This window comes from Corynebacterium tapiri, from assembly GCF_006334925.1.
GTDB lineage: Bacteria > Actinomycetota > Actinomycetes > Mycobacteriales > Mycobacteriaceae > Corynebacterium > Corynebacterium tapiri.
Genome location: NZ_VDHJ01000017.1, coordinates 1 through 22835, shown reverse-complemented (window position 1 = coordinate 22835; position 22835 = coordinate 1). Strand labels below are relative to the sequence as shown.

18 protein-coding genes and 3 tRNA genes are annotated in these 22835 nt (G+C 60.6%); 9 read left to right on the top strand and 12 right to left on the bottom strand.

The genetic code is table 11. The annotated features are described in order from the left end of the window. Positions 1 to 132: 132 nt before the first annotated feature. Positions 133 to 1149 (top strand): mechanosensitive ion channel family protein, encoded by a 1017-nt coding sequence (locus FHE74_RS10020; protein ID WP_139466378.1) that lies wholly within the window; start codon positions 133 to 135, stop codon positions 1147 to 1149. Continuing rightward, positions 1150 to 1533, top strand: a complete 384-nt coding sequence (locus FHE74_RS10015) for a globin (RefSeq protein WP_139466377.1) — start codon at positions 1150 to 1152, stop codon at positions 1531 to 1533. On the opposite strand, the gene FHE74_RS10010 is transcribed toward FHE74_RS10015, so the two are convergent. The 5 genes from FHE74_RS10010 to FHE74_RS09990 form a co-directional block, all read right to left on the bottom strand. After that, a complete protein-coding gene (locus FHE74_RS10010; RefSeq protein ID WP_139466376.1) occupies positions 1530 to 2168 on the bottom strand; it encodes a DUF8185 domain-containing protein in 639 nt (212 codons plus the stop codon). The two genes, FHE74_RS10015 and FHE74_RS10010, sit on opposite strands and share 4 nt — an antisense overlap. Next, positions 2169 to 2597: an acyl-CoA thioesterase gene (locus FHE74_RS10005; RefSeq protein ID WP_139466375.1), complete on the bottom strand. Its 429-nt coding sequence runs from the start codon at positions 2595 to 2597 to the stop codon at positions 2169 to 2171. Between the two features lie 114 nt (positions 2598 to 2711). Then, the gene (gene ettA, locus FHE74_RS10000; protein ID WP_139466374.1) at positions 2712 to 4382 is read right to left on the bottom strand and encodes an energy-dependent translational throttle protein EttA; all 1671 of its coding nucleotides are present in this window, start codon (positions 4380 to 4382) and stop codon (positions 2712 to 2714) included. Positions 4383 to 4451: 69 nt separating this feature from the next. Further along, positions 4452 to 4988, bottom strand: coding sequence for a single-stranded DNA-binding protein (locus FHE74_RS09995; RefSeq protein ID WP_139466373.1), 537 nt, complete (start codon positions 4986 to 4988; stop codon positions 4452 to 4454). 170 nt (positions 4989 to 5158) lie between these two features. Beyond that, entirely contained in the window at positions 5159 to 7252 is a 2094-nt protein-coding gene (locus tag FHE74_RS09990; RefSeq protein WP_139466372.1) for a bifunctional copper resistance protein CopD/cytochrome c oxidase assembly protein, read from the bottom strand. A 93-nt stretch (positions 7253 to 7345) separates the two neighbouring features. On the opposite strand from FHE74_RS09990, the gene FHE74_RS09985 reads away from it, so the two are divergent. Continuing rightward, positions 7346 to 7419, top strand: a tRNA-Arg gene (locus FHE74_RS09985). 340 nt (positions 7420 to 7759) lie between these two features. On the opposite strand, the gene FHE74_RS09980 is transcribed toward FHE74_RS09985, so the two are convergent. Further along, positions 7760 to 8944 carry a chymotrypsin family serine protease gene (locus FHE74_RS09980; protein WP_139466371.1) on the bottom strand — a complete coding sequence of 395 codons (1185 nt, stop codon included), beginning with the start codon at positions 8942 to 8944 and terminating at the stop codon, positions 7760 to 7762. 185 nt (positions 8945 to 9129) lie between these two features. Here FHE74_RS09980 and cmrA point away from each other — a divergent pair, with 185 nt between their 5' ends. The 4 genes from cmrA to FHE74_RS09960 all read left to right on the top strand — a co-directional run bounded on the left by cmrA (position 9130) and on the right by FHE74_RS09960 (position 13722). After that, positions 9130 to 9930, top strand: a complete 801-nt coding sequence (cmrA, locus tag FHE74_RS09975) for a mycolate reductase (RefSeq protein ID WP_139466370.1) — start codon at positions 9130 to 9132, stop codon at positions 9928 to 9930. A 19-nt stretch (positions 9931 to 9949) separates the two neighbouring features. Then, positions 9950 to 10588 carry an oligoribonuclease gene (gene orn, locus FHE74_RS09970; RefSeq protein WP_139466369.1) on the top strand — a complete coding sequence of 213 codons (639 nt, stop codon included), beginning with the start codon at positions 9950 to 9952 and terminating at the stop codon, positions 10586 to 10588. Positions 10589 to 10662: 74 nt separating this feature from the next. After that, positions 10663 to 10738 (top strand) — tRNA-His (locus tag FHE74_RS09965). A gap of 113 nt (positions 10739 to 10851) precedes the next feature. Continuing rightward, a complete protein-coding gene (locus tag FHE74_RS09960) occupies positions 10852 to 13722 on the top strand; it encodes a DNA methyltransferase (RefSeq protein ID WP_139466368.1) in 2871 nt (956 codons plus the stop codon). 10 nt (positions 13723 to 13732) lie between these two features. Here the strand turns inward: FHE74_RS09960 and FHE74_RS09955 are convergent, their stop codons facing one another. Continuing rightward, positions 13733 to 14248: a DUF1707 SHOCT-like domain-containing protein gene (locus FHE74_RS09955; RefSeq protein ID WP_139466367.1), complete on the bottom strand. Its 516-nt coding sequence runs from the start codon at positions 14246 to 14248 to the stop codon at positions 13733 to 13735. Between the two features lie 131 nt (positions 14249 to 14379). Between FHE74_RS09955 and FHE74_RS09950 the strand changes: the two genes are divergently transcribed. After that, positions 14380 to 16830 carry a phosphoketolase family protein gene (locus FHE74_RS09950; protein ID WP_139466366.1) on the top strand — a complete coding sequence of 817 codons (2451 nt, stop codon included), beginning with the start codon at positions 14380 to 14382 and terminating at the stop codon, positions 16828 to 16830. Between the two features lie 76 nt (positions 16831 to 16906). Here the strand turns inward: FHE74_RS09950 and pflA are convergent, their stop codons facing one another. From pflA to FHE74_RS09925, 5 genes are all read right to left on the bottom strand, one after another. Then, a complete protein-coding gene (gene pflA, locus FHE74_RS09945; protein WP_139466365.1) occupies positions 16907 to 17803 on the bottom strand; it encodes a pyruvate formate-lyase-activating protein in 897 nt (298 codons plus the stop codon). 91 nt (positions 17804 to 17894) lie between these two features. Then, positions 17895 to 18146 carry an autonomous glycyl radical cofactor GrcA2 gene (gene grcA2, locus FHE74_RS10820; RefSeq protein WP_139466364.1) on the bottom strand — a complete coding sequence of 84 codons (252 nt, stop codon included), beginning with the start codon at positions 18144 to 18146 and terminating at the stop codon, positions 17895 to 17897. A 56-nt stretch (positions 18147 to 18202) separates the two neighbouring features. Continuing rightward, positions 18203 to 20317, bottom strand: a complete 2115-nt coding sequence (locus FHE74_RS09935) for a pyruvate formate lyase family protein (RefSeq protein WP_139466363.1) — start codon at positions 20315 to 20317, stop codon at positions 18203 to 18205. Between the two features lie 249 nt (positions 20318 to 20566). Next, positions 20567 to 21178, bottom strand: coding sequence for a hypothetical protein (locus FHE74_RS09930; protein WP_139466362.1), 612 nt, complete (start codon positions 21176 to 21178; stop codon positions 20567 to 20569). Beyond that, a complete protein-coding gene (locus FHE74_RS09925; protein ID WP_246049281.1) occupies positions 21148 to 22338 on the bottom strand; it encodes a L,D-transpeptidase in 1191 nt (396 codons plus the stop codon). Before FHE74_RS09925 ends, FHE74_RS09930 begins: the two co-directional genes overlap by 31 nt. A 204-nt stretch (positions 22339 to 22542) precedes the next feature. Here FHE74_RS09925 and FHE74_RS09920 point away from each other — a divergent pair. Next, positions 22543 to 22615: transfer RNA gene (locus tag FHE74_RS09920), tRNA-Lys, on the top strand. The last annotated feature ends 220 nt before the right edge of the window (positions 22616 to 22835 follow it).

Sequence of the window (22835 nt, the reverse complement as noted above, 5' to 3'; positions counted from 1 at the left end):
ATGCTCCTGATAGTGCTAGTTGGGTGAATCAGATCGGTTATTCCGTCAATAATAGACCAAGCTGTTCATTGTCTGGCGATTTTAGCCCTTGGGACATGACCCCACGTGCACACACGAGTACGTTTGAGGCTGATGAGTATCTATACAGTTCAAGCAAGTGCAGGCCAGCAGGTCAGTGACGCCGGAAAGGGAGCCGTGGATGGAGTGTCCTCGTGGTTAGAGGATCCCATGACTAAAGAGTGGCTGATCACAAACCCGCTGCGCATCCTGCTGATCATCATCATTGCCCTGGTCTTGCAGTGGCTCGCCCGGAAGATCATCAACCGGGCGGCTCGTGCCAACATCGACAATGGGGGCAAAAAGAGCGGGCTGCAAAAGAAGCTGCGCGGCAAGAAGCACGTCAAGCCTGAAGAGACCGACCCGCGGGTGCAGGCCATGCGCGACTCGCGAGAAAAGCGCCGCCAGTCACGCGTGCGCACGCTCGCTGCAGTGGGTAAGTCCGCGGCGGGAATCGTCATCTGGGTCTGGGCCGTCCTGGCCATCCTTGACCAAGTAGGCGTGAACGTCGCGCCGCTGATTGCTTCGGCTGGTGTGATTGGCCTGGCCATTGGTTTCGGCGCACAGTCCCTGGTGAAGGACTTCATCGCCGGTGTGTTCATGCTTTTGGAGGATCAGTACGGTGTGGGTGACACCATTGATGTCGGCGACGGAGTCATCGGTGACGTGGAGGACATCTCGCTGCGCATCACCACGATCCGCGATATCGACGGAACTCTGTGGTACATCCGCAATGGTGAGATCCTGCGCGTGGGTAACCTCTCCGACGAGTACTCGATCGCCCGTATTGAGATCCCTGTTGCCCTGACCAACGACACGGAGAAGGCCTGGGACGTCATCCTTGATGCCATTACCGACGCAGCCAAGGATCCGTCGATTTCCGAGGGCATCATCGATGCCCCCGAGGTCAACGGCCTCACCACTATCAACCCGGACTATGTCACCTTCCGCGCCAGCGTGAAGACGCTACCCGCACATCAGTGGGACGTGCAGCGCATAATCCAGTCCAAGCTGATCAACCGCCTGCGTGAAGAAGGAATCACCCTGCCCTACCCCCACGGCATGGGCTTCCCCCGCCCCCAGGAGAGCTAGATGGGTTCCCTGTTTGAGGCCTGCGGTGGCGAGCCGACGTTCCGTGCCCTAGTGCGGGGTTTCTACGCCCAGGTGCCTAACGACGACATCCTGGGCCCCATGTACCCCAAAGACGACATGGCTGGTGCCGAGGATCGGCTCTACTGGTTCCTCTCCCAGTACTGGGGCGGCCCGACCACCTATGCCCAGGAGCGCGGCAACCCGATGCTGCGCCGCCGGCACATGCCCTTCCGTATTGATGCCGCCGGCGCAGAACGCTGGCTCGAGCTCATGGGACGCTCGCTGGATCAGATCGATTCAGAAACCATCGACGATGCCTCGCGTGCGGCGATCTGGAATCACATGCAGCGCGTGGCCTACATGATGATCAATACGCACAGCTAGAGCGCTAAGACCCCGCCCAGCCCTGTGGAGCGATACACCGTTCCATAGGGCGCATCTATGCGCGTCCACCGTCCGGCACGTGACACCTTGAGATGTCGGGGAACAGTGGTGGCCGCTTCGAACCCCGGGATCAGGCCCAACGAGGTGCAGGTAAACACCATGCGCATGGGGATCTCCACGGTAAGCGACTCGTCTTCCGGCGCCGTCACCGTGATAACCGTCTGGTCCAACAACGACGCAGGAGGGCCCAGCGGCCCGGAAAACTGCCGGGCCAGCCGCTGACCTTCGTCAGCGAGCGAACGCACCACTGCTACCGGGAGCGTGTCCACCAGGGTGAAACCGGCGGCCGGCGGCAGGGCTCCGGGCCAGTTTGGATCGCTGGCCGGGCCGATCTCGCGCTCATCTTCCTGGAGCGCAGCGAAGAGGTCGCGAGCGGAGACCACGGCCCCATCGCGAGAGATGTGGCCCTCGAAGCGTCGAGAAGCGATGACGCCGAAAGGCGTGGTCACAAATGCATCGACAAACCCCGAGCCGAGCTCGCGGAAGCGCACACTCGCCCCAGCATCAAGACTTTGGGCCCGGCTGACCAGCGCGAGCAGCCCCGGGTGGCCCCCGAGGACCTGGATCGTTTCCACTTATTCCGCTGCCTTTGCAGCACGAGACGGAGCAGTGATCAGCTCGACTTCCTGCTCGGTGAGCGGGCGCGGCCGCATCGTTTCCAGGTCCATGACCACCTGGGCGCACTCGACGACACATGCGATGCGTCCCTGGCGATCCAGGATTTCCTGGCGGGTGACAAAGGAAGTCGTACCGACCTCGGACACATCCGTGTGGACCGTGACCTCGGTGGTGTCCGGGCCCACCGGTAGGCGAAAGTCCGCGTTGATGCTGCGCACAAAGACGTTGAACTCTACGCCCTTGGAGTAAAAGTGCTCCTGCGCGAATACCAGGCGTGCTTCCTGCGCGAATTCCACGTAGTTGGCGTTCATCACATGCCCAAAGCGGTCGAAGTCAGACCACCGCACCGGGATTGTTGTGGTGTGTGCGTGAGATGTCGCAGCCATAAGAAACTCGCCTTACTTTAAAAACGGGACATAAAAATAGTGCGTGAGCGAGTGTAGTCTTGCTCGCCCACGCACTGGGTGGTTTGTTTCGCCGCTCGCGGCTGCGCGCTGAATTTAGCGCGAGAGCTTGCGGTGCGTCACGGAGCTTGGACGGGCAGCGTCCTCACCGTAGCGCTCCACCTTGTTCTTCTCGTAGTCGCCGAAGTTGCCCTCGAACCAGAACCACTTGCCTTCCTCGTGGTCGCCCTCCCACGCCAGGATGTGGGTACAGGTGCGGTCCAGGAACCAGCGGTCGTGAGAGATCACCACGGCGCAGCCCGGGAAGTTGGTCAGTGCGTTCTCGAGGGAACCCAGGGTCTCCACATCGAGGTCGTTGGTCGGCTCGTCGAGAAGGATGAGGTTTCCGCCCTGCTTCAGGGTAAGCGCGAGGTTCAGGCGGTTGCGCTCACCACCGGAGAGCACCTTGGACTTCTTCTGCTGATCCGGGCCCTTGAAACCGAACGCAGAGAGGTAGGCGCGTGACGGCATCTCGTTCTGGCCAACCTGGATGTAGTCCAGGCCACCGGAGACGACCTCCCAGACGGTCAGCTCGGGGTCAATGTTCTCGCGGTTCTGATCCACATAGGAGATCTGGACGGTCTCGCCGACCTCAACGGTGCCGGAGTCCGGCTCCTGGAAGCCCACGATGGTCTTGAACAAGGTGGACTTACCCACACCGTTCGGACCAATCACGCCCACGATGCCGTTACGCGGCAGCGTGAAAGAAAGATCCTTGATCAGGGTGCGGCCGTCGAAACCCTTGTGCAGGTCGTTGACTTCGACGACCTTGTTGCCCAGGCGCGGCGGGGTCGGGATCTGAATCTCTTCGAAGTCGAGCTTCTTGTATTTCTCGGCCTCGGCTGCCATCTCCTCGTAGCGCTCCAGGCGAGCCTTGTTCTTGGCCTGGCGGGCCTTCGGCGAAGAACGCACCCAATCCAGCTCGTTCTTCAGACGCTTCTGCAGCTTCTGATCCTTCTTGCCAGCAACCTCTAGGCGCTCGGCCTTCTTCTCCAGGTAGGTGGAGTAGTTGCCCTCGTAGGGGTAGAGCTTTCCGCGGTCGACCTCGCAGATCCACTCCGCGACGTTGTCCAGGAAGTAGCGGTCGTGGGTAATAGCCAGGACGGCACCCGGGTAATCCTGCAGGTGCTTCTCCAGCCACAACACGCTTTCCGCGTCGAGGTGGTTGGTGGGCTCGTCGAGAAGCAGCAGATCTGGCTGGGTCAGCAGGAGCTTGGCCAGCGCTACTCGACGACGCTCGCCACCAGAAAGGTGGGTCACCGGGGCATCGGCGGGCGGGCAGCGCAGGGCTTCCAGAGCCTGATCAATCTTGGAGTCGACCTCCCAAGCATCCGCTGCGTCCAGGGCCTCCTGGAGCTTGCCCATCTCGTCCATGAGCTCGTCGGAGTAGTTGGTGGCCATCTCCTCGGCGATCTGCTCAAAGCGCTGCTTCTTCTCGAAGATCTCGCCCAGGCCCTCTTCCACGTTTTCGCGGACAGTCTTGTCCTCGTTCAGCGGGGGCTCCTGAAGGAGGATGCCCACGGTGGCACCCGGATCCAGGAAGGCGTCGCCGTTGTTCGGCTCATCGATGCCCGCCATGATCTTGAGCAGGGACGACTTGCCTGCGCCGTTGGGGCCGACCACGCCGATCTTGGCGCCCGGGTAAAAGGCCATGGTGACGTTGTCGAGGATGACCTTGTCACCGATGGCCCTGCGTACGTTTTTCATCGTGTAGATGAACTCCGCCATGTTTCCCCTTTGTTGAATGTGTATCTTAGGTTCTCACAAAGGGTACATGAGCAGCCTTAGAACGGAGGTTTACCTACCACCCTCCTCTGTCGACTCTTCGGAACCACCGGAACGTCCGGCTCCCACCCCCGCTAGGGCGGGTTCACGTGGCGTGTTCTGGGTGAAGGTCGTGGTGGTGGCGAGGGTCGGGCGCGCGGGAGCCTGCAACCCGTCCACGTTGTGTTCGATCTCGTCGGTACGGCGCGAGGCAACAACGTACCGGTTCAGATCGAGTCCGATCCTCTCGATCTTGAAAAGCATGCGCTGGTTGCGCTTCTTCTCTCCCTCCTTGTCATCACTTTCCCACTCCTGAACCACGAGGCGGCCCGACGCGATCACGCTCATCCCCTTGCGCAGAGACTCCGCGGCATTGAGAGCCAGCTGGCCCCACATTTCGCCCGTGAGAAAGAGATGGTCAGTGTCGCGCCACCCACTATCGGCATTCGGGTCGCGGACGGATCGGTGGGCGGCAATGCGTATCGACGTCTTTGGTGAGCCAGTAGACACCGTCTTGCAGTCAGGGTTATCGGTGAGGTTGCCGATCACGGTGATCGGGTAGTTGGGCATGATGGTCCTTTCGCCAGGAGGTGAGGGTCAGCGCCAGGTTGGTGCGCCTAGGACTCATCATGTGGGATCGGCAGCATCCGCAGTCTCCAGTGCAGCGGCTTCTGTGGATAAGCCGACGGTTGCTCCGAACGGTCAACAATTCCCCACTGCCGCACTTGCCCTGAGTGTGGTTAGAACTCCCGTGAGTAGTAGTCGCTGGCGGTGTCTCCACCTCCGCGGTGGTATCGCTGCAGCATGGCGTTGTACGCGGCGAGCTCGTCGATGGGCTCATCTTCGCCCTGCTCCGCGGAGGAATCGGAGTGTGCGCGGGATGCGGAATCGAGACGCGCGTCGATACGCTCCTCCGCAGCTTTGTCGTCGCGACGCCACTCCAACATCAACCACAGCAAGACAAAGGTCAACGGGAAGGAGCCGAAGGCCCAGGCGATGCCGCCGCCGTTTTTCTGGTCCTTGAGTAGGTCCGGGTTCCAGGGCAGCTGCAGCGAGCGATAGAACTCCTCGCCCATGACGGTATTGAGCTGCATGAGATACACGCCGAAGTACAAGTGAACCGGCATGGAAACCACCAGCCAGAACAGTCGAATGGCCGCGCTGCGTCGGCCTGGAATCTCATCGGGCCCCACCAGCTCCCAGAAGTAGAAATAACCGGAGACCAGGAACAATACGTTCATGGTGATGTGGCCGGCGTGCTCGGAGATTGCGAGCTCGTAAAGCGGGAAACTCAGATAGAGCAGGTAGAAGAACACGAGGAACTGCAAGAGGTTGACCCACGGGGTGGTCACCACAGCAAGAAAGCGCGAGTGCGTAAAGGCCTTTACCCACTGGTGCGGCCCTTCCTCGGGGCTAAATGCAGAGGTGATCAGGGTCAGCGGTGCGCCCAACGCCATGATCAGCGGCACCACCATGGACAGCATCATGTGGGCGACCATGTGCATGGAATAGGTGGCTGGCATGTACATGCCGATGCCCGAGCTCATCGTGATCACCAACGTGACGCACCCCGCCAACCACCAGGCAGTGTAAGAGGTCTTCCACTCCCCGCCACGCGCGCGCACTCGACGCACACCCAACAGGTAAAGCACTGCGAAGATCACGCCCAGCGCGCCGAAAAGGATGTCGAAGCGCCACACGGTAAATACGCTGAAGAAGGTCGGCTCCTTGGTCAATTCATAACCAATCTGGATGGCCATGGGGCTCAAGTTCGGGTTGAGCGGCGGGGGCGGCGGGGTCCGTCCCATCGTGACAGCCAAGCCAGCCACCGCGGCCATGAGCAGGATCTCTGCCAGAGCAAGACGCAGAAACGAGCGCGGGTTGCTGCCCAGCTGCGGGATAGTGAGCTGGCGATGAGCAAAACCCATCACGGCCAAAATGATGGTGCCCACGATCTTCCCGGTGATTACCAGGCCGTACTTCGTGGTCAGCAGGTCGCCGAGCTGGACGCGAATAAGGGCAGCCACCACGCCAGACAGCGCCACTGCCAGCAGCGCAAAGAGGGCGACCACGCTGTAGCGACGCACTGCCGTTTCCAGACTCGGCCCCAGGCGTCGTCCGTGTGCCAACAGCGCGAGCAGGCCTCCGATCCAAACCACCATGAGGATCAGGTGCCACAGGTACGAATTGGTGCCGTAATCGTGCGCACCTCCAGTCGCGTTGTGCCCCTCCATCGCCAGCGGAATGATCATCCCGATCGATCCGAGCATGAGTACTGGCTGCCACGCCCAGCGGTTGCTCAATCGCGCAACCAGGCTGACCAAACCTGCGATAATGGCGCTCAGCAGCCAGACCTCGCTCGCGGCTACCTGTTGGAGGGCGGTGCTAAACGACGCCGGATTCAACGTCTGTAGAAATGGCGTACCGGAAATGTCTGACAAGGTCATCGGCACCATCACTAGTCCGATCAGCGCAAAGACCAGGGCAGCATTCGCGCCCGTGCGCGACGCGATGTGCCCATCGACGCTCAGCCGTGTGCCCTTCAGCGGGCTTTCTGCCCCGACGTTCACCTTCTGCGGCGGGATGTAGAAGGCCGAGAACATAAACGAGCCCGTTGCCAGCGCCGCCATGATCCAGCTAACGGCACGCAAGAACGGCAGACCAAAAGAAGTCACCGGGCCGGGATCGGGAATTCCCAGGGCGGCAAGGGAGCCGCCAAGGAAGGAATAGCCGATTGCTCCTCCCACGATGCCTTCGATTAGTGCTGCCAGAAGATAAATGGGCCAGGTTCGCTTGGCCTCACTGTTGTGCTCTCCGCGCCTCGTGCTCGACATGGACCTCACCCTATCCGCTCTCACCAGCGAGGACGAAGCCACTAGGCGGGTGTGCATGATGGCCGCATGCTGTGGGTTAAGCTAGGGGCACTGGCCTCCATAGCTCAGTGGATTAGAGCAGCGGGTTTCTACCCCGTGGGTCGCGGGTTCGAATCCTGCTGGGGGCGCAAAACGGTTACACCCCATCGCGCAGCACACGATGCTGGCGGTGGGGTTTTTGCGTGTCGAGGGTTTGGGGGCTGGTTTTTTGGGGGGCTCGAGCTAAAGCTCTAAAGGAATAGGACCAAAGGAGTCAGTTTTTGGGCCTAAACCTCTAAAGGGCGCGTCCTTTGTGCCTATTCCTTTAGAGCTCTGGCGATGCAGGCCAGCTCAGCAACGCAGGCCAGCTCGGCGATGCAGAAGAACCCTTCGGCGCTAAGATCCATGGCCGAACTACCGCCCACACCAACACAAAAGCCCAGCAACCTCGATAGGTTGCTGGGCTCTAAAGCTGCCTCGCTAAGCGAGTTACTGGAGGAACCCCTCCGGAGGCATCGGAACGGTGACGGTGGAGGCCACGTTCTCGATTGCCGCCATGGCGGCGTAATCGGGAAGCGTCTCGGCGTAGTAGTTGCCTACCTTGCCTGCGGTCTCGGCCACGCGCTGGGCACGGGCCATATCTCCGGTGGCGACGGAGTCGCCGAACATCGTGCCCAGGGCCTGAACGTCAGACTGCGCCCACTTCACCTGGTTATCCAGCTGCTGCTGGAAAGTGGGCTGCGGAGTGAACTGCACGTCCGGATAGTTCTGCTTGGTCCACTCGCGGGTAGCCTGCTCGTCCTGCGATTGCGTGCGCAGGTCGGTGTCGTGGGGCTCGGTGGACTCGGCAAGCTGGAAGGCCTGGTTGACCTGACCGTCGGGGATTCCGTAGGCAGTTTCCAGGGCGACGTCGGCAGTCTGTGCGCGGCCAAAGTTACCCAAAGCCTGGGAAGCAACACCGATGACCTCGTGAGTGTTTGGGTCGAAGTTCACTCCGCCGGAATCGCCGTGCTCGTATCCGAGGTTTTGGTGGAACACGGAGTTGCGCGTGCGGAACAGTTGCTGTCCACAGGTTCGGCCGGAGACGTCGCCGTCCTTGCAGATCGGCTGGCCAAAGTTGTCAAAGCTGATCTGTCCGGGCGCCAGGTCTGGGTAGTCGCGGATACCGGTCAGTACCACGGGCGTTCCGGATGGGAGGCCGTCATGGTTACGCGACTGAGAAAGCCGAGAGGTCGTGGTGGACGGCTCCAGCTCCACGACAGACCAGTCCTGGCTAACCACCGAGGCAGCAAGGTCTGCGACTGGCTCCCCGGTCATGGGGTTGTCAAAGCCGGAAGGTCCGCGGTGGCCAATCAGCTCATTGCCATCCACACCGGGCGAGTACACGGCGTCCGTGGGCTGCCAGAAGGGATTGACCGCGTGGGTGCAGTGCCCGGCGGTAAGCATCACTGGGTTGCGGGAGGCGTCGTCAAGCGCAACGGTACCCACAGGCCCCTGAGAGCACGAGGCGAAGTCGAGTTGAGTGGGCATTCCGGGCAAGGTCGGTTCCGAAGCAACAGTGCGGAGAGGCGCACCGGGGGCAGCGACGGCTGCATGAGCTGCAACAGGCGACACCAGACCGGTGAGCAAGGCGACGACGGCCGTTGCGGTAGCGCGAGAAACAAACGAGCGCACGAGTAGGCGATCCTGTTCTAGAACATCAAAAGGGCGGGTAGGTGTGGCTTGATACTAAGACAGAAAAACGCCGTTACAGCCTCCAAAATGGTCACGATTAGGTTGCGTTATCGCCACCTGGAGCGACACCCATTAGCCTATGAATATTGACCTCGTCTCCTACCCCGGAAAGGGTGTGCCATCCCATGACGCTGCCCGCCCCCACCACCACGACCCGCGCTGTAGTCACCGGCGCTTCCCAGGGAATCGGTGAAGCCATCGCTCGACGCCTTGCCGCCTATGGGCACAATCTGCTGCTCGTGGCGCGCCGCGAGGAGGTTCTGGAAAACATCGCTGAGCAGCTACGTTCGGCACACGGTGTCGCTGTGGACGTCGTGGCGTGCGATCTCTCCCGCGAGGATGAGGTGACTCGGCTTATCGACGTTCTGAAAACCACTGAGGTCAACATCCTTGTGAACTCTGCGGGCATTGCTAGCTTCGGCCCGTTCCTAGAGCAGGATTGGGATTACGAGACCAACCAGTTCAACCTCAACGCTACTGCAGTCTTCCGCCTGACCCATGCTGTGGTCCACGACATGGTCGCACGTGGCGAGGGCGCGATCTGCAATGTGGGTTCGGCGGCAGGCAACATTCCGATCCCGAATAACGCCACCTACGTATTCACCAAGGCCGGCGTAAACTCGTTCACCGAGTCCCTCCACTATGAGCTCAAGGGCACCGGGGTGACCTGCACACTCTTGGCCCCGGGCCCGGTCCGCGAGGCAGAGATCCCCGAGGAGGAGCAAACGATCGTGGACAAGGTGGTCCCGGATTTCTTGTGGACCACCTACGAGTCCTGCGCCGAGGAGACGCTTAATGCGATGGCGAAGGGTAAGCGTCGCGTCGTTCCCGGGCCTTTGTCCAAGAGCATGGACTTCGTTTCCACCTACGGGCCCAAGGCCCTGCTGAGCCCGCTTATCGGCTCCTTTTACTCCAAGATGGGCTAAGACCTTTAGGCTGGTGAGCATGACTGAGGAGATTGCCGCCAAGAACAACCGGCTGGTCTGGATCGACCTGGAGATGACGGGCCTCGATCCGGACAACCACGTCATCGTGGAGGTCGCCGCCCTGGTCACGGACGCGAACCTGAACATCCTCGGAGAAGGCGTGGACTTGGTTGTTCATGCAACCGAGGACGAGCTCTCACGCATGGATGACTACGTCACAGAGATGCACGAGACCAACGGGCTCACCGAGGCTATTCGCGCCTCCACCGTGGATATTCGCAAGGCTGAGGATGCGGTGCTCGATCTGATTGCACAGCACTGCGATCCCGAGCACCCCGCTCCGCTGGCCGGTAATTCCATTGCCACCGACCGTGCGTTTATCCGCGCGCACATGCCCCGACTTGATCGGGCATTGCACTACCGGATGATCGACGTCTCCTCCGTTAAGGAGCTAACCCGCCGCTGGTTCCCCCGCGCATACTTCAACCAGCCAGAAAAGGGCATGGCCCACCGCGCGCTGGCAGACATCGTGGAATCCATCCGCGAGCTGGACTATTACCGTCGCAGCGTCTTCGTCCCCGCTCCGGGCCCAGACTCGGATTCCGCAGCGGCAAGCTCTCGCGAGGCAGTGGAGGCGTTTGCGGATCATCTGAAATAGGGCCTGATGACCTGGCGTTTTTTGGTTTTGGCGACGGTGCGTTAATCTAGTCAGCGCTGCTTCACGCAGCGATGGTGGCTGTAGTTCAGCTGGTAGAGCACCAGGTTGTGATCCTGGGTGTCGCGGGTTCGAGCCCCGTCAGCCACCCCAAAGTTTGAAGCCCCGGCCGGGGTTGATTCTCGGTCGGGGTTTCGCGCATGCGCTGGGAGCGCCAAACAAGCGCGGGGGCACACCAGCGCCGTAGCTCAGTAGACTTTGTTTTTATGTCTGTCGCTAAAACCCACCTGGAAGTTCTCACCGAAGTCGAGCGCTCTGCCGCCGCCCGGAGATTCTCCGAGGAGTGGGCTGACCGCGGGTATGAGAAGGGCGACACGGCCACCTTCTGGAATGAGCTGCTGCGCACCGTCGTGGGAATGCACGACATCGTGACGTCGGTGCGCTACGAAGAACGCACCGACGCGCGCGGCTTCATCGACGTCACGATCGCCGATGCCAAGACGATCATCGAGCAAAAGTCACTTGGTGTCAGCCTGGATAAGCCGGATGTGCGCCAGGGGCAACAGGTCACTCCGTTCGAGCAGGCTCGCAATTACGCCAACACGCTGCCCTATTCCCAGCGCCCGCGCTACATCATTGTGTGTAACTTCGGACAGTTCCGGATTCACGACCTGGAGCGCCAACGCCCGGATCAGAACTACCTCTCCTTCACTTTGGCGGAGCTTCCCGAGCAGTTCCATCTCCTCGACTTCCTCATTGACCCCCAGCGATCTCGTCAGCAGCGCGAGGAGCGGGTCACCATGGATGCGGGTGAGCTCATCGCAACCCTGTATCGAGCGTTGCGCCAGCAGTACATCGATCCAGATAGCGCGGCGAGCCAGCACTCGCTCAACGTGCTGTGCGTCCGCCTCGTGTTCTGCTTGTTCGCCGAAGACGCAGGGCTCTTTGGCAAGGATGCGTTCTACAGCTACCTGCACGGCACTCCCGCTAATCGCATTCGCGGCCGGCTCTTGGAGCTCTTCGAGGTTCTGGACACCCCGGTAGACCAGCGCGATCCCTACCTTACGGATGATCTCAGGTCCTTCCCTTACGTCAATGGCGGACTGTTTAGCGCCAAGGCCAACGGCGCAGTCGAGATCCCTAACTTCACCGACGAGATCAAGGATTTGCTTCTCGACGAAGTCTCGCGCGACACCAATTGGGCTGAGATTTCACCAACCATCTTTGGCGGCGTATTCGAGTCCACCCTGAACCCGGAGACTCGCGCCTCCGGTGGAATGCACTACACCTCGCCTGAGAACATCCACAAGGTGATTGACCCGCTTTTCCTCGATGATCTCAAGACCGAGCTCGCCGAGATTCTCGCCGAGAGCGGAGTGAGCGCCAACAAGCGGCGCAAGAAGATCACCGCGTTCCATGACAAGATCGCTGGCCTGACATTCTTTGACCCGGCATGCGGATCCGGAAACTTCCTCACCGAGACCTACATCTCCCTGCGGCGCCTGGAGAACAAGATTCTTTCGGAGCTCTCGAACCAGCAGACATTCTTGGATGTCGGCGGGGAGTCGCCGCTGAAAATCTCGCTCGATCAGTTCTACGGAATCGAGATCAACGACTTCGCCGTCTCCGTGGCATCCACCGCGCTATGGATCGCGCAGCTGCAGGCCAATATTGAGGCGCAGACGATCGTCACCGGAGTCATCGAGGATCTTCCGCTTGTCGACGCCGCGAACATCCACCACGGCAATGCCCTGCACAAGGACTGGTCCGAGGTGATTGAGCCTGCCGAGTGCGACTACATAATCGGAAATCCTCCGTTCCTGGGAAATTCGAAGCTCAGCGCGGAACAGAAGGAGGATCGCGTAACCATCTTTGGCAAGGATGGCGGACTGCTTGACTACGTAGCTTGCTGGTACAAGTTGGCCGCAGACTTCATGGCCGGGACCACCTGCGAGGCCGCCCTGGTGTCCACGAATTCGATCGTCCAGGGCCAGCAGGTCACTCCCTTGTGGAAGCCACTCTTCGCCGATGGCATCTCCATCAACTTCGCGCACCGAACCTTTACCTGGTCAAACGAAGCGAAGGATCAGGCGCACGTCTTTTGCGTGATTATTGGGTTCTCCCACGTGGAGCGACCGAACAAGGTCGCCTGGACTTATCGCCGCGCGAGCGCCGAAGAGCGCGCCGCGGGTGCGCCGCGCGAGATTGGCGAGCGCCACGCGGTCGAGCACCTCAATGGCTACTTGGTGGATGCTCCGAGCGTGTTCATCGAGCGCAGGTCAAAGCCGCTGAGCAATGTGCCTGGTATGGCTCAAGGCTTTAAACCAGCAGATGGAGGCAACCTCCTCCTGTCCCCCGAGGAGCGCGACGAGCTCATCGCCGCGGAACCCGGTGCTGGGAAGTGGATCCGGAAGTTCTCGATGGGACAGGAGTTCATCAACGGTGACGACCGCTACTGCCTGTGGCTCCCCGAGATCACAGGGCCCGAGCTCAAAGCCCTGCCGCACGTGCGTGCCCACATAGATGCGTGCCGAGAGTGGCGCTTGGTCCAGACTCAAACTGGCGATGCCTACAAGCTGGCCGATCGTCCGCACCTGCTCCGACCGACCTCGAAGTTCAAGGACGGAACCTATATTGGTGTTCCCAAGGTGTCGAGTCAACGCCGGAAATTTATCCCATTGGGATTTGTCGACGATGGAATGATTCCCGGGGACAAGTTGTACTTCATTCCGAGCGACTCGCGCTATATTTTCGGCGTCCTCATGTCGACCTTCCACAACGCCTGGATGCGCGTCGTCGGCGGAAGGCTCAAGAGTGACTACAGCTACGCCAACACCATCGTTTACAACAACATGGTCTTCCCTGATGCGACGGATGCGCAGGTCACAGCGATTGAATCGGCCGCTCAGGCTGTGATTGACGCCCGCGAACTGTACCCGGGCGAATCATTGGCGGATCTCTACGACCCGGACAACGACTTCCTCCACCCCGAGCTTGTCAAGGCTCACCGCACGCTCGACCGCGCCGTCGAGCAGGCCTACGGCGTGGACTTCAGTGCTCTGCCTGAGGCCGAACGGGAGCAGGCGATCGTCAATCACCTCTTCGAGCTCTACGTCAAGGAAACCGACGAGGCTTAAGGCGTAGGAATTACTTCCCCAACTCTCGTCGTCGCTCGGCAGCCTTTCGCAGGCGCTTAGCTCGCTCCTTCTTGGCATCCTCTTCGAGCTTGCCGGCGAGTTCTTCTTCCTCATCGCTCAGCGACACCACACCGCGCACACCTGCTGAGGCCACGCCAGCGACCGGGAAAGCTGCCCAGAAGTAGTCCCACTCAAAGACGAAGAGACCGAGGAAAAACACGAGCACGGCCACACCCCAGATGGCAGCGTCAGCAGACTGCACGATGCGGTTCTTGCGCATGACCGCATCCAGCTCATCTTCGGCGGATTCATGTACCGCGAGGCTGGGCTCGTCTCGCTGAGCCGGAACGTTGCGGGCGGGCAGATCGTTAAAGAGGGCCTCGAGGTCTGTACGCGTGCGAGCCTGAGCAGCATGCATGGTGCGCTGATCAAATTCATCGACATCGAGGTAGCCGTCTGCGAAGTACTCCCCCAATGAGTCGAGCGCTGCGTTGCGCTCTGGGTTGCCTATCCGTTCTGTCGACATGAGGTCAGACTATCCCAGCCTGGTGGCCAATGTGTGTCGTTGGTTAGGCACGCGAAATTCGGTTGGGAGGGCGTCGAAAAGCACTACCAAAACGCTTGTCTTATTTTGGTATGACCTTTTAATCTTAGGTCATGAGCAACCACATGATTCCGAAGCTGACCAAGGACGAGCTTCTCCAGGTCGATGCCTGGTGGCGCGCCAACAACTACCTCACCGTTGGCCAGATCTACCTCAAGGACAACCCGCTGCTGCAGCGTCCGCTGGAGGCAGACGACATCAAACCGCGTCTGCTCGGTCACTGGGGCACCTCACCGGGCCTGGCGTTCATCTACGCGCACCTGAATCGCCTGATCAAGCACACCGATCAGGACGTCATCTACATCACCGGCCCAGGCCATGGCGGCCCCGCCATCGTGTCAGCCTCCTACCTTGAGGGCACCTACACCGAATGCTTCCCAGCTGTGACCAAGGACGCCCAAGGGCTGACCAAGCTGTTCCGGCAGTTCTCGGCGCCCGGCGGCATTCCGTCGCACGCATCGGTGACCACACCGGGTTCCATTCACGAGGGTGGCGAGCTGGGCTACGCCCTCTCTCACGCGTTCGGCGCAGCGTTCGATAACCCCGACCTGCTCGTGGCAGCGGTCGTCGGCGACGGCGAGGCCGAGACTGGCCCGCTGGAGGGATCATGGAAGTCTATCTCCTTCCTCAACCCGGAGCACGACGGTGCAGTCCTGCCGATCCTCCACCTCAACGGTGGAAAGATCGCTTCCCCGACGGTGCTCTCCCGCAAGGACCCGGAAGAGGTTGAGTCCTACTTCCGCGGTTACGGGTACGAGCCCATCTGGGTCGAGGGCAATGAGCTGCCCTGGATGCATGAGAAGTTCTCGGACGCCCTCAACTACGCCTACAGCCGCATCGCCGAGATCCAACAGGAGGCACGCAGCGGTAACTGGGACGGCACGCGTCCGGTATGGCCGATGATCATCCTGCGCACGCCTAAGGGCTGGACCGGCCCACACCTGGTGGACGGCAAGGTCTACGAGGGCACCTGGCGCGCGCACCAGGTCCCGCTGTCTGGTGTCCGCGAGGATGCCGACCACCTGGCGCTACTGGAGAACTGGCTGCGTTCCTACCACCCCGAGGAGCTGTTCAACGCGGACGGCACCATTACGGAGCTGGTTGCTGCCAACAATCCGGAGGGCAACAAGCGCATCTCTGGCAACCCGCATGCCAACGGCGGCCTGCTTACCAAGGACCTTCGCCTGCGCGACCTCAGCGAGTACGCCACCGAGGTCACCGATGAGACGCGCGCCAGCTTCAAGCAGGAATCCACTCGTACCCTGGGCGCGATCATGCGCGACATCTACGAGGACAACCCGGACAACTTCCGTCTCTTCTGCCCGGATGAGACCAACTCGAACCGCCTCGGCGCCGTATTCGAGGTCACCGATCGCGCTTTCATGGAGCGCACCAACCTCGTGGATGAGAAGCTCTCCTCCAACGGCCGCGTCATGGAGGTCTTGAGCGAGCACAATTCTCATGGTTGGCTCGACGGTTACAACCTCACCGGTCGCCACGGACTCTTCGCCTCCTACGAGGCCTTCGGCATGGTGAGCGCCTCCATGACCATGCAGGCCGGCAAGTGGTTCCAAGAAGCCAACCACCTCCCCTGGCGTGCGGCGGTACCTTCGCTGAACATCCTGCTGTCCTCCACCTGCTGGCGCAACGACCACAACGGCTTCTCCCACCAGGCACCCGAGCTGCTCAACGTCGTGCTCAACATGAACAAGAGCGTGGGACGCATCTACCTCCCCGTCGATGCCAACACGCTGGCCGTCACCGCGGAAAAGGTGTTCTCCGACCGCAACAAAGTCAACCTGGTCGTGCAGGACAAGCAGCCACAGATGCAGTACCTCTCAATGGAAGAAGCCAAGGAGCACGTCACCCGCGGGTACGGCATCTGGGATTGGGCCGGGACCGAGGGGCTTGGCGACGACAAACCCAACCTGGTCATCGCCACCGCCGGCGACGTGGTCACCATGGAGGCCGTCGCGGCAGCTGAGATCGTTAAGACGGTCATGCCTGATCTCAAGATCCGCTTTGTCAACGTAGTAAACCTCATGGCGCTGCACCGTCCGAAGGATCATCCGCTAGGAATGTCGGACTCCGAGTTCACCCGCATGTTCACGGACGACGTCGACGTTCTCTTCGCGTTCCACGGCTACCCGGGCGCTGTTCATCAGCTGGTCCACGGCCGGCCCGGAACGGATCGCTTCCATGCACGCGGATTCAAGGAGGAAGGAACGACCACGACTCCGTTCGACATGGTCGTGCGCAACGAGGTTGACCGCTATCACCTGGTCATCGACATCCTGAACAACTCGGACTATGTCCCGACCAACGGCATCAAGCTCTACCACTGGGCCGAAAAGCAGCTGGCGCGCCATCACGAGTACATCGTGGAGCACCTCGAGGATCTGCCGGAGGTCCGCGATTGGACCCTGGGCACGTTCGAGGCTCCGGACTTTGAACGTCCCAACGAGGATGCCTACATCCCGCGTAAGCCGCTACCGGAGCGCTAGAGAGGCGTCGAAAAGCGCATAAAGAACCGGTCCCCGCTTTCCTTGTAGAGGAGAGTTGGGACCGGTTCTTCGGTGTTTAGTAGACGTCCAAACCACGTGCGCGGAACTGCTCGCGGATGCGCTCCACGACCTCCGCCTCCGGCGGCTTCACGTTCTCCAGGTAGTACTTCATGCCGAGGGACTCCCACTTGTCCTGGGCCATGTTGTGGAAAGGCAGGACCTCGACTCGCTCGACGGCGTTCTTCCAGCCACCGACAATATCGGCCGCCTTTTCCACGTTGTCCCAGTCGTCGGTCCAACCGGGAACGACCACGAAGCGGATCCACACCTTTCGGTGATTCTCATTGAGCCGGTTGCCAAAGTCGATCGTGGGCTGCAATTCCCGGCCGGTGACCTTCTTGTAGGTTTCTGGGTCGCCGCTCTTGATGTCCAGGAGGAACAGGTCGATGTCCTGCATCATCTCCTCATCGACGCGCGCACCCAGGAAGCCGGAGGTATCAATCGCGGTGTGAATACCTAGTTTCTTGGCCTCACGCAGCAAATTGCGGGTGAAGGGTTCCTGGAAAAGGGGCTCTCCACCAGAGATCGTGATTCCGCCACCGCTGGCTTTGAATACGGGCCGGTAGCGCTTCATCTTCTTCACGATGTCATCCAGCGACTGCAGCGTGCCGTCCTTCATATGAAGGGTGTCGGGGTTGTGGCAATAGACGCAGCGCAGCGGGCATCCGGACAGGAACAAAGTCATGCGGGTTCCCGGGCCGTCCACACTGGTCACCAGCTCCCAGGAATGAATGGAACCGGCGATGCCCTCACGGACCTCCTCGAACTTTTCTGCTCGTTCCAGCGGGCTCAAGTCCTCTGCTCCAGCAATACCGGAGGCGGCTCCGCGCAATTTCGGGGTGGGGATATCCACAGGTTTCGGGCGGAAAGGCCCGGTGGTGCCGTCAGAGACACCAATGGATGGCACGGTCATGAGCGAAGCCTCCTCTGGGATTGCTGGGTAGAAAACAAAAAGCTGGCCCAAAGGCCCGCATGGGACCCCGGGCCAGCGATGATGACGCTAATTAGGCCTTAGCGTGGAAGGTGCGGTGCAGCACGTCGAGCTGCTGCTCGCGGGTGAGCTTGACAAAGTTCACGGCGTAGCCGGAGACGCGAACGGTCAGGTTCGGGTACTTCTCCGGGTTCTCCATGGCGTCTTCCAGGGTGGACTGGTCCAGCACGTTGATGTTGGCGTGGTACAGACCGGAGTCCATGTTGTGAGCCTCGCGGTTGCTCTTCATGGAGTTCAGGCGCTCTTCGAAAGTCTTGGTGGACATGACTTCTCCTTTCAGAGATTTATGGGTTGTGCCCGTTGAGTGTGTGGTTATTACCTTTAAGCCTCATCCATGATGAAGCCAGCGTCAAGGATGCCGGTCAGGTTCTTGACCTGCTCATCCTTGGTGCGTCCCAGGCCGGACGGGGTGATCGTGTTGGTCAGCGAGATGCCGTCCAGCGCGTCGTTGTAGTCCAGCTTGCCCACGCTGAGCATGGAGGCAACCATGCCGTGGCTGTCCATGCCGTTCTCCGGGTTTGCACCAGGGGCGAACGGGGTGCCCGCGGTGTGGCCGGAGGGGAACGAACCGGTGGCACGGCCGTACACCACGTTGGAGGTAATGGTGAGCACAGACTGGGTAGGAATAGCATCCCGGTACATCGGGATTTCCTTGATCTTGCTCATCACGGTGTGGACCACGGTGGCGGCGATGTCGTCTGCGCGATCATCATCGTTGCCGTAGATCGGGAAGTCGCCCTCGGTTTTGTAGTCCACGATCAGGCCGGTCTCGTCACGCACCGGGGTGACCTTGGCGTACTTGATGGCGGCGAGAGAGTCAGCAACGATCGACAGGCCGGCGATACCGCAGCCCATGGTGCGCACGATGTCGGAATCGTGCAGGGCCATCTCCACAGCCTCGTAGGCATAGCGATCGTGGCAGTAGTGGATGATGTTGAGGGCCTCGACGTAGGTGCCGACGACCCAGTCCAGCATCTCCTCGTACTTCTGCCAGACCTCGTCGAAGTCCAGCGGACCGTCACCCTTGATGGGCTCGAAGAGGCCTTCCTCAGTGACCTGCTTGCCGGACATCTCGTCGCGGCCGCCGTTGATGGCATACAGCAGAGCCTTGGCGGCGTTCACGCGTGCACCGAAGAACTGCATCTGCTTGCCAACGCGCATCGGGGACACACAGCATGCAATGGCGGCGTCGTCGCCCCACTGGTCGCGGATCTGCGCGTCGGACTCGTACTGCAGCGACGAGGTCTCGATGGACACGGCGGAGCAGAAGTCCTTGTAGCCCTCAGGCAGAGCCGGATCCCAGAAGATGGTGATGTTCGGCTCCGGGGCCGGGCCCAGGTTGCGCAGGGTCTGCAGCAGGCGGAAGGAGGTCTTGGTGACCATCGGGCGACCGTCCTCGGTGAAACCAGCATCGGACCAGGTTGCCCAGTAGGGGTCGCCGGAGAAGATCTGGTCGTAGTCCTCGGTACGCAGGAAGCGCACGATGCGCAGCTTGATCACCAGCGCATCGATGATCTCCTGGGCCTCTTCCTCCGTCATGCGACCGGCCTTGATGTCGCGCTCGAAGTAGATATCGAAGAAGGCAGAGAGTCGACCAATCGACATGGCCGCGCCGTCCTGCGACTTCACGGAGGCGAGGTAGCCCATGTAGGTCCACTGCACGGCTTCCTGCGCGTTGCGCGCCGGGCGGCTCAGGTCCAGACCGTAGATCTCGCCCAGGCGCTTCAGGGCCTGCAGAGACTTGATCTGCTCGGAGTGCTCCTCGCGGTAACGAGCCCAGTGCTCGGAGAAGGCCTGCGTTGCGACGCGGTCCTTGTCCTTCTTCTTCTCTGCAATCAGGTGGTCAACACCGTAGAGCGCTACTCGACGGTAGTCGCCAATAATGCGACCACGGCCGTAAGCATCGGGCAGACCGGTGATGATGTGCGAGGAACGCGCAGCGCGGATGCGCGGCGTGTAGATGTCGAACACAGCATCGTTGTGGGTCTTGCGGTAGACGGTGAAGATCTTCTCGATGTCCGGGTCGGCTTCCTTGCCGGCCTCCTTGATCGCCTGCTTGACCATGCGCCAGCCGCCATACGGCATCATGGCGCGCTTGAGCGGCTCATCGGTCTGCAGACCAACAATGACGTCGTCGTCCTCGCTGATGTATCCAGCTCCGAACGCATCAATGCCGGCGGGAGTCTTGGTGTCCACGTCGTAAATGCGACGCTTGCGCTCTTCAGAGAGGTAGTTCTTCTCCAGGTGATCCCAGACGCGCAGCGTCTTCTCGGTGGGACCTGCAAGGAAGGAAGCGTCACCCATGTACGGGTCAAAATTGCGCTGAATGAAGTCACGGACGTCGATTTCGTCCTGCCAAACACCGGGGGCGAAGCCCTCCCAGGCGGATTCGGCGGAGTCAGCCGCCGTGCTGTTGTTGGCAGCCGTCGTGGTCATGACTGATGCCCTTTCCATTTCGCGATTAACTCATCCGCCAGGCTACGCGCGAATTAGGACCAGTCCTTAGGTTTTCCACAGGGCTTTCATCGTCCCAACAGGCGGTGCTTACCGACCGTCGAGACGCCAGAAACACGCGCTCTACCTAGCTGTTTTTAAGGTTAGTACTTTCCGTAAAAAATCACGGTGTCGAGAGCACGTGCCATTTGTCACAGCAAAAGACACCGGCGGCCTACTCCCCCACAGCCCCTACAGCAAGGTCCGCAAACGCAGCCCCACCTCTTGCCCCGAGGCGATGGCGGCAGAAAGATGCCCGGCTGTCACCACGATGCACGCCGCAGCCACAGGCACAGCAAGTTCCAACAAGGTGTGCGGGCGCGGCCACAAGTAGGCACCCAAGCCGACCCCTGCCACCAGCTGCAGTGCTCCAGCAAGGCGGGAGGAAACCTCGACGGCGCCGCCCAGAAGGCCGAATAGCCCGTGCAAACTCCACAGCCCCACCAGCCACCAGGCAGCTCGAGCCGTGGTACCTAACGGCTCGGGAAAACTACTCACGCCGAAGTACAGCATGCCCACCAGCGCAATCGCTCCCTGTGGCATGAGCACGGCAAAGACTCGCTTCAGCCCGCGGACGTGCGCGAGGTTGGCGTACCAAATGACTGCGCAGGCGTCGAGAAGCATCAATGCGAACACGAGCGTGCCAGCCAACGTGCCAACGACGGGCGCCCGCGAGTGCGAGACATAGAGGAACAGGATCGCCAGAGACGCTGAGATCAGTGCCCGCACCGCTGACGTAATGGCAGCATCTCGAGCGTTGACCTGCGCCAGACTTAAGCCGCGGATGCGTTGCCTGCCTTCCATGTCTCCCAGTCGATGTTCCAGTAGCCAAGGCCATCCCAGCCAGGCAGGGTGCCACCGATGGTGTTCTTAATAATCACGGGGTCGCCACGCTTCACGACGCCTTGGAACCAACCGGCAGCCTCCGTCGTAACGTTGATGCACCCATGCGACTGGTTGGTATTGCCCTGCGCCCAATTGGACCACGGCGCGGCATGGACGTAAATGCCGGAGTACGAAAGCTGCGTCGCGTAGTCCACCTTCGTTTGGTAACCGCCGTTCTCATGCGGCAAACCGAAAGTCTCGGAATCCATCATGAGCTGCGCATGCTCATCACCCACGACGTACGTGCCGTTCGGGGTGGCCCAACGGGAAGTGTCGCGCCCTAGCGAGACAGGGATTGAGCGCAGCAACTCCCCGTTCTTGTACACCTCCATGGTCTTGGTGCTGTCATCAACGATCGCGCGCACATCGTCTCCGATGGTGAAGCGGGTGGAGTTGTCGGCGCTGGCATAGAGTCCGTCACCCAGGTCCTTGCCGTACAGATCAGCGACGACCTCGACCTGCGTTCCCGGCTTCCAAAAGTCCTTCGGACGCCACCGAAGTTCGCGCGGGCCAATCCAATAAAAAGCACCCTCGGTGCCGTTGGACGTGTTCACCTGGATCGACTCTTCCACGGCCTTGCGATCAGACGGCGCAGAACTGAAGATCACGATCACGGCCTGTCCGACCCCCACCGTCGAATCTTCCAGGGGCCCCAAAGACACGGTGGTGGTGGCAGTGGGGCTCACCGTCGTGAACGTAGTCGTGGTGTCCTTGTACCCCGGCATTGTGATCGTGTACGTGCGGCCGTATCCCAGGTCCTCTGCACTCGACCATTGCGTGCCATCCGCGCTGAGCTTCGACTCCACCTCGTTGCCCGACTCGTTGACCATCGTCAGACCCTTGAGCTGTTCGGGCGTTCCCTTGACGGTGATCGGCTCGATGGGATCTACCTCGGTGTCGCCGTCTTCGACGTTGAGAACCGGCGGCTCATCCGGTTTAGGTGCAGAGTTTTCACCGTTCAGCGAACTCTTTGCTGCATCAACGTCTCCGATGGTGCACGCTGCGATTGTTCCGGAAAGCAAGGTCAGAGCACAACCAATCGCCAGTCCGCGCTTCACCCGCGCCCGAAAATCACGCACAGAACAATCCCATCTATTTCTCAGACAACGTCCCCGTTCCCGGGGAGTCTATAGCTCTGCCTTGTAGATCGGCCCGAGGCACGTCGAACGTTTCATATCGACTCAGTAACGGATGAAATTCGCTCCTGACCAGGCGATTTTGGGTTATGGGCTTTGATGCGTAATATTTCTTCCCGTTGCACCGCACAACAGCGGTTCACATGAGCGCCACTAGCTCAACTGGCAGAGCAGCTGACTCTTAATCAGCGGGTTCGGGGTTCGAGTCCCTGGTGGCGCACAACATTACCCCCGTCGAGGTTTTTGCTCGACGGGGGTTTTCTTATGTCCACCGAAGGCATCGGGCCGTGACCTCTTTAGGTTTCTGGCACTTGAGCGCTGACGCTGAGCGGATAAAGTCGAGGGCCATGAACTTAGGGGGTTAAGGTGCAAAATGTGTGTCCGCTCGGCGTGTCGCCTGCCGGGCACACTGGTTGCTACTTCAGGGGGCCTTTCCGAAT

Bases quoted from the DNA above. Each gene is read 5' to 3' on its own strand.
- FHE74_RS09960 (WP_139466368.1), top strand. From the start codon at position 10,852: ATGTCTGTCGCTAAAACCCACCTGGAAGTTCTCACCGAAGTCGAGCGC.
- cmrA (WP_139466370.1), top strand. From the start codon at position 9,130: ATGACGCTGCCCGCCCCCACCACCACGACCCGCGCTGTAGTCACCGGC.
- FHE74_RS09935 (WP_139466363.1), bottom strand. From the start codon at position 20,317: ATGACCACGACGGCTGCCAACAACAGCACGGCGGCTGACTCCGCCGAA.
- FHE74_RS09930 (WP_139466362.1), bottom strand. From the start codon at position 21,178: ATGGAAGGCAGGCAACGCATCCGCGGCTTAAGTCTGGCGCAGGTCAAC.
- grcA2 (WP_139466364.1), bottom strand. From the start codon at position 18,146: ATGTCCACCAAGACTTTCGAAGAGCGCCTGAACTCCATGAAGAGCAAC.
- FHE74_RS09990 (WP_139466372.1), bottom strand. From the start codon at position 7,252: ATGTCGAGCACGAGGCGCGGAGAGCACAACAGTGAGGCCAAGCGAACC.
- FHE74_RS10005 (WP_139466375.1), bottom strand. From the start codon at position 2,597: ATGGCTGCGACATCTCACGCACACACCACAACAATCCCGGTGCGGTGG.
- FHE74_RS09950 (WP_139466366.1), top strand. From the start codon at position 14,380: ATGAGCAACCACATGATTCCGAAGCTGACCAAGGACGAGCTTCTCCAG.
- FHE74_RS09995 (WP_139466373.1), bottom strand. From the start codon at position 4,988: ATGCCCAACTACCCGATCACCGTGATCGGCAACCTCACCGATAACCCT.
- FHE74_RS09955 (WP_139466367.1), bottom strand. From the start codon at position 14,248: ATGTCGACAGAACGGATAGGCAACCCAGAGCGCAACGCAGCGCTCGAC.
- FHE74_RS10020 (WP_139466378.1), top strand. From the start codon at position 133: ATGAGTATCTATACAGTTCAAGCAAGTGCAGGCCAGCAGGTCAGTGAC.
- pflA (WP_139466365.1), bottom strand. From the start codon at position 17,803: ATGACCGTGCCATCCATTGGTGTCTCTGACGGCACCACCGGGCCTTTC.
- FHE74_RS10015 (WP_139466377.1), top strand. From the start codon at position 1,150: ATGGGTTCCCTGTTTGAGGCCTGCGGTGGCGAGCCGACGTTCCGTGCC.
- ettA (WP_139466374.1), bottom strand. From the start codon at position 4,382: ATGGCGGAGTTCATCTACACGATGAAAAACGTACGCAGGGCCATCGGT.
- orn (WP_139466369.1), top strand. From the start codon at position 9,950: ATGACTGAGGAGATTGCCGCCAAGAACAACCGGCTGGTCTGGATCGAC.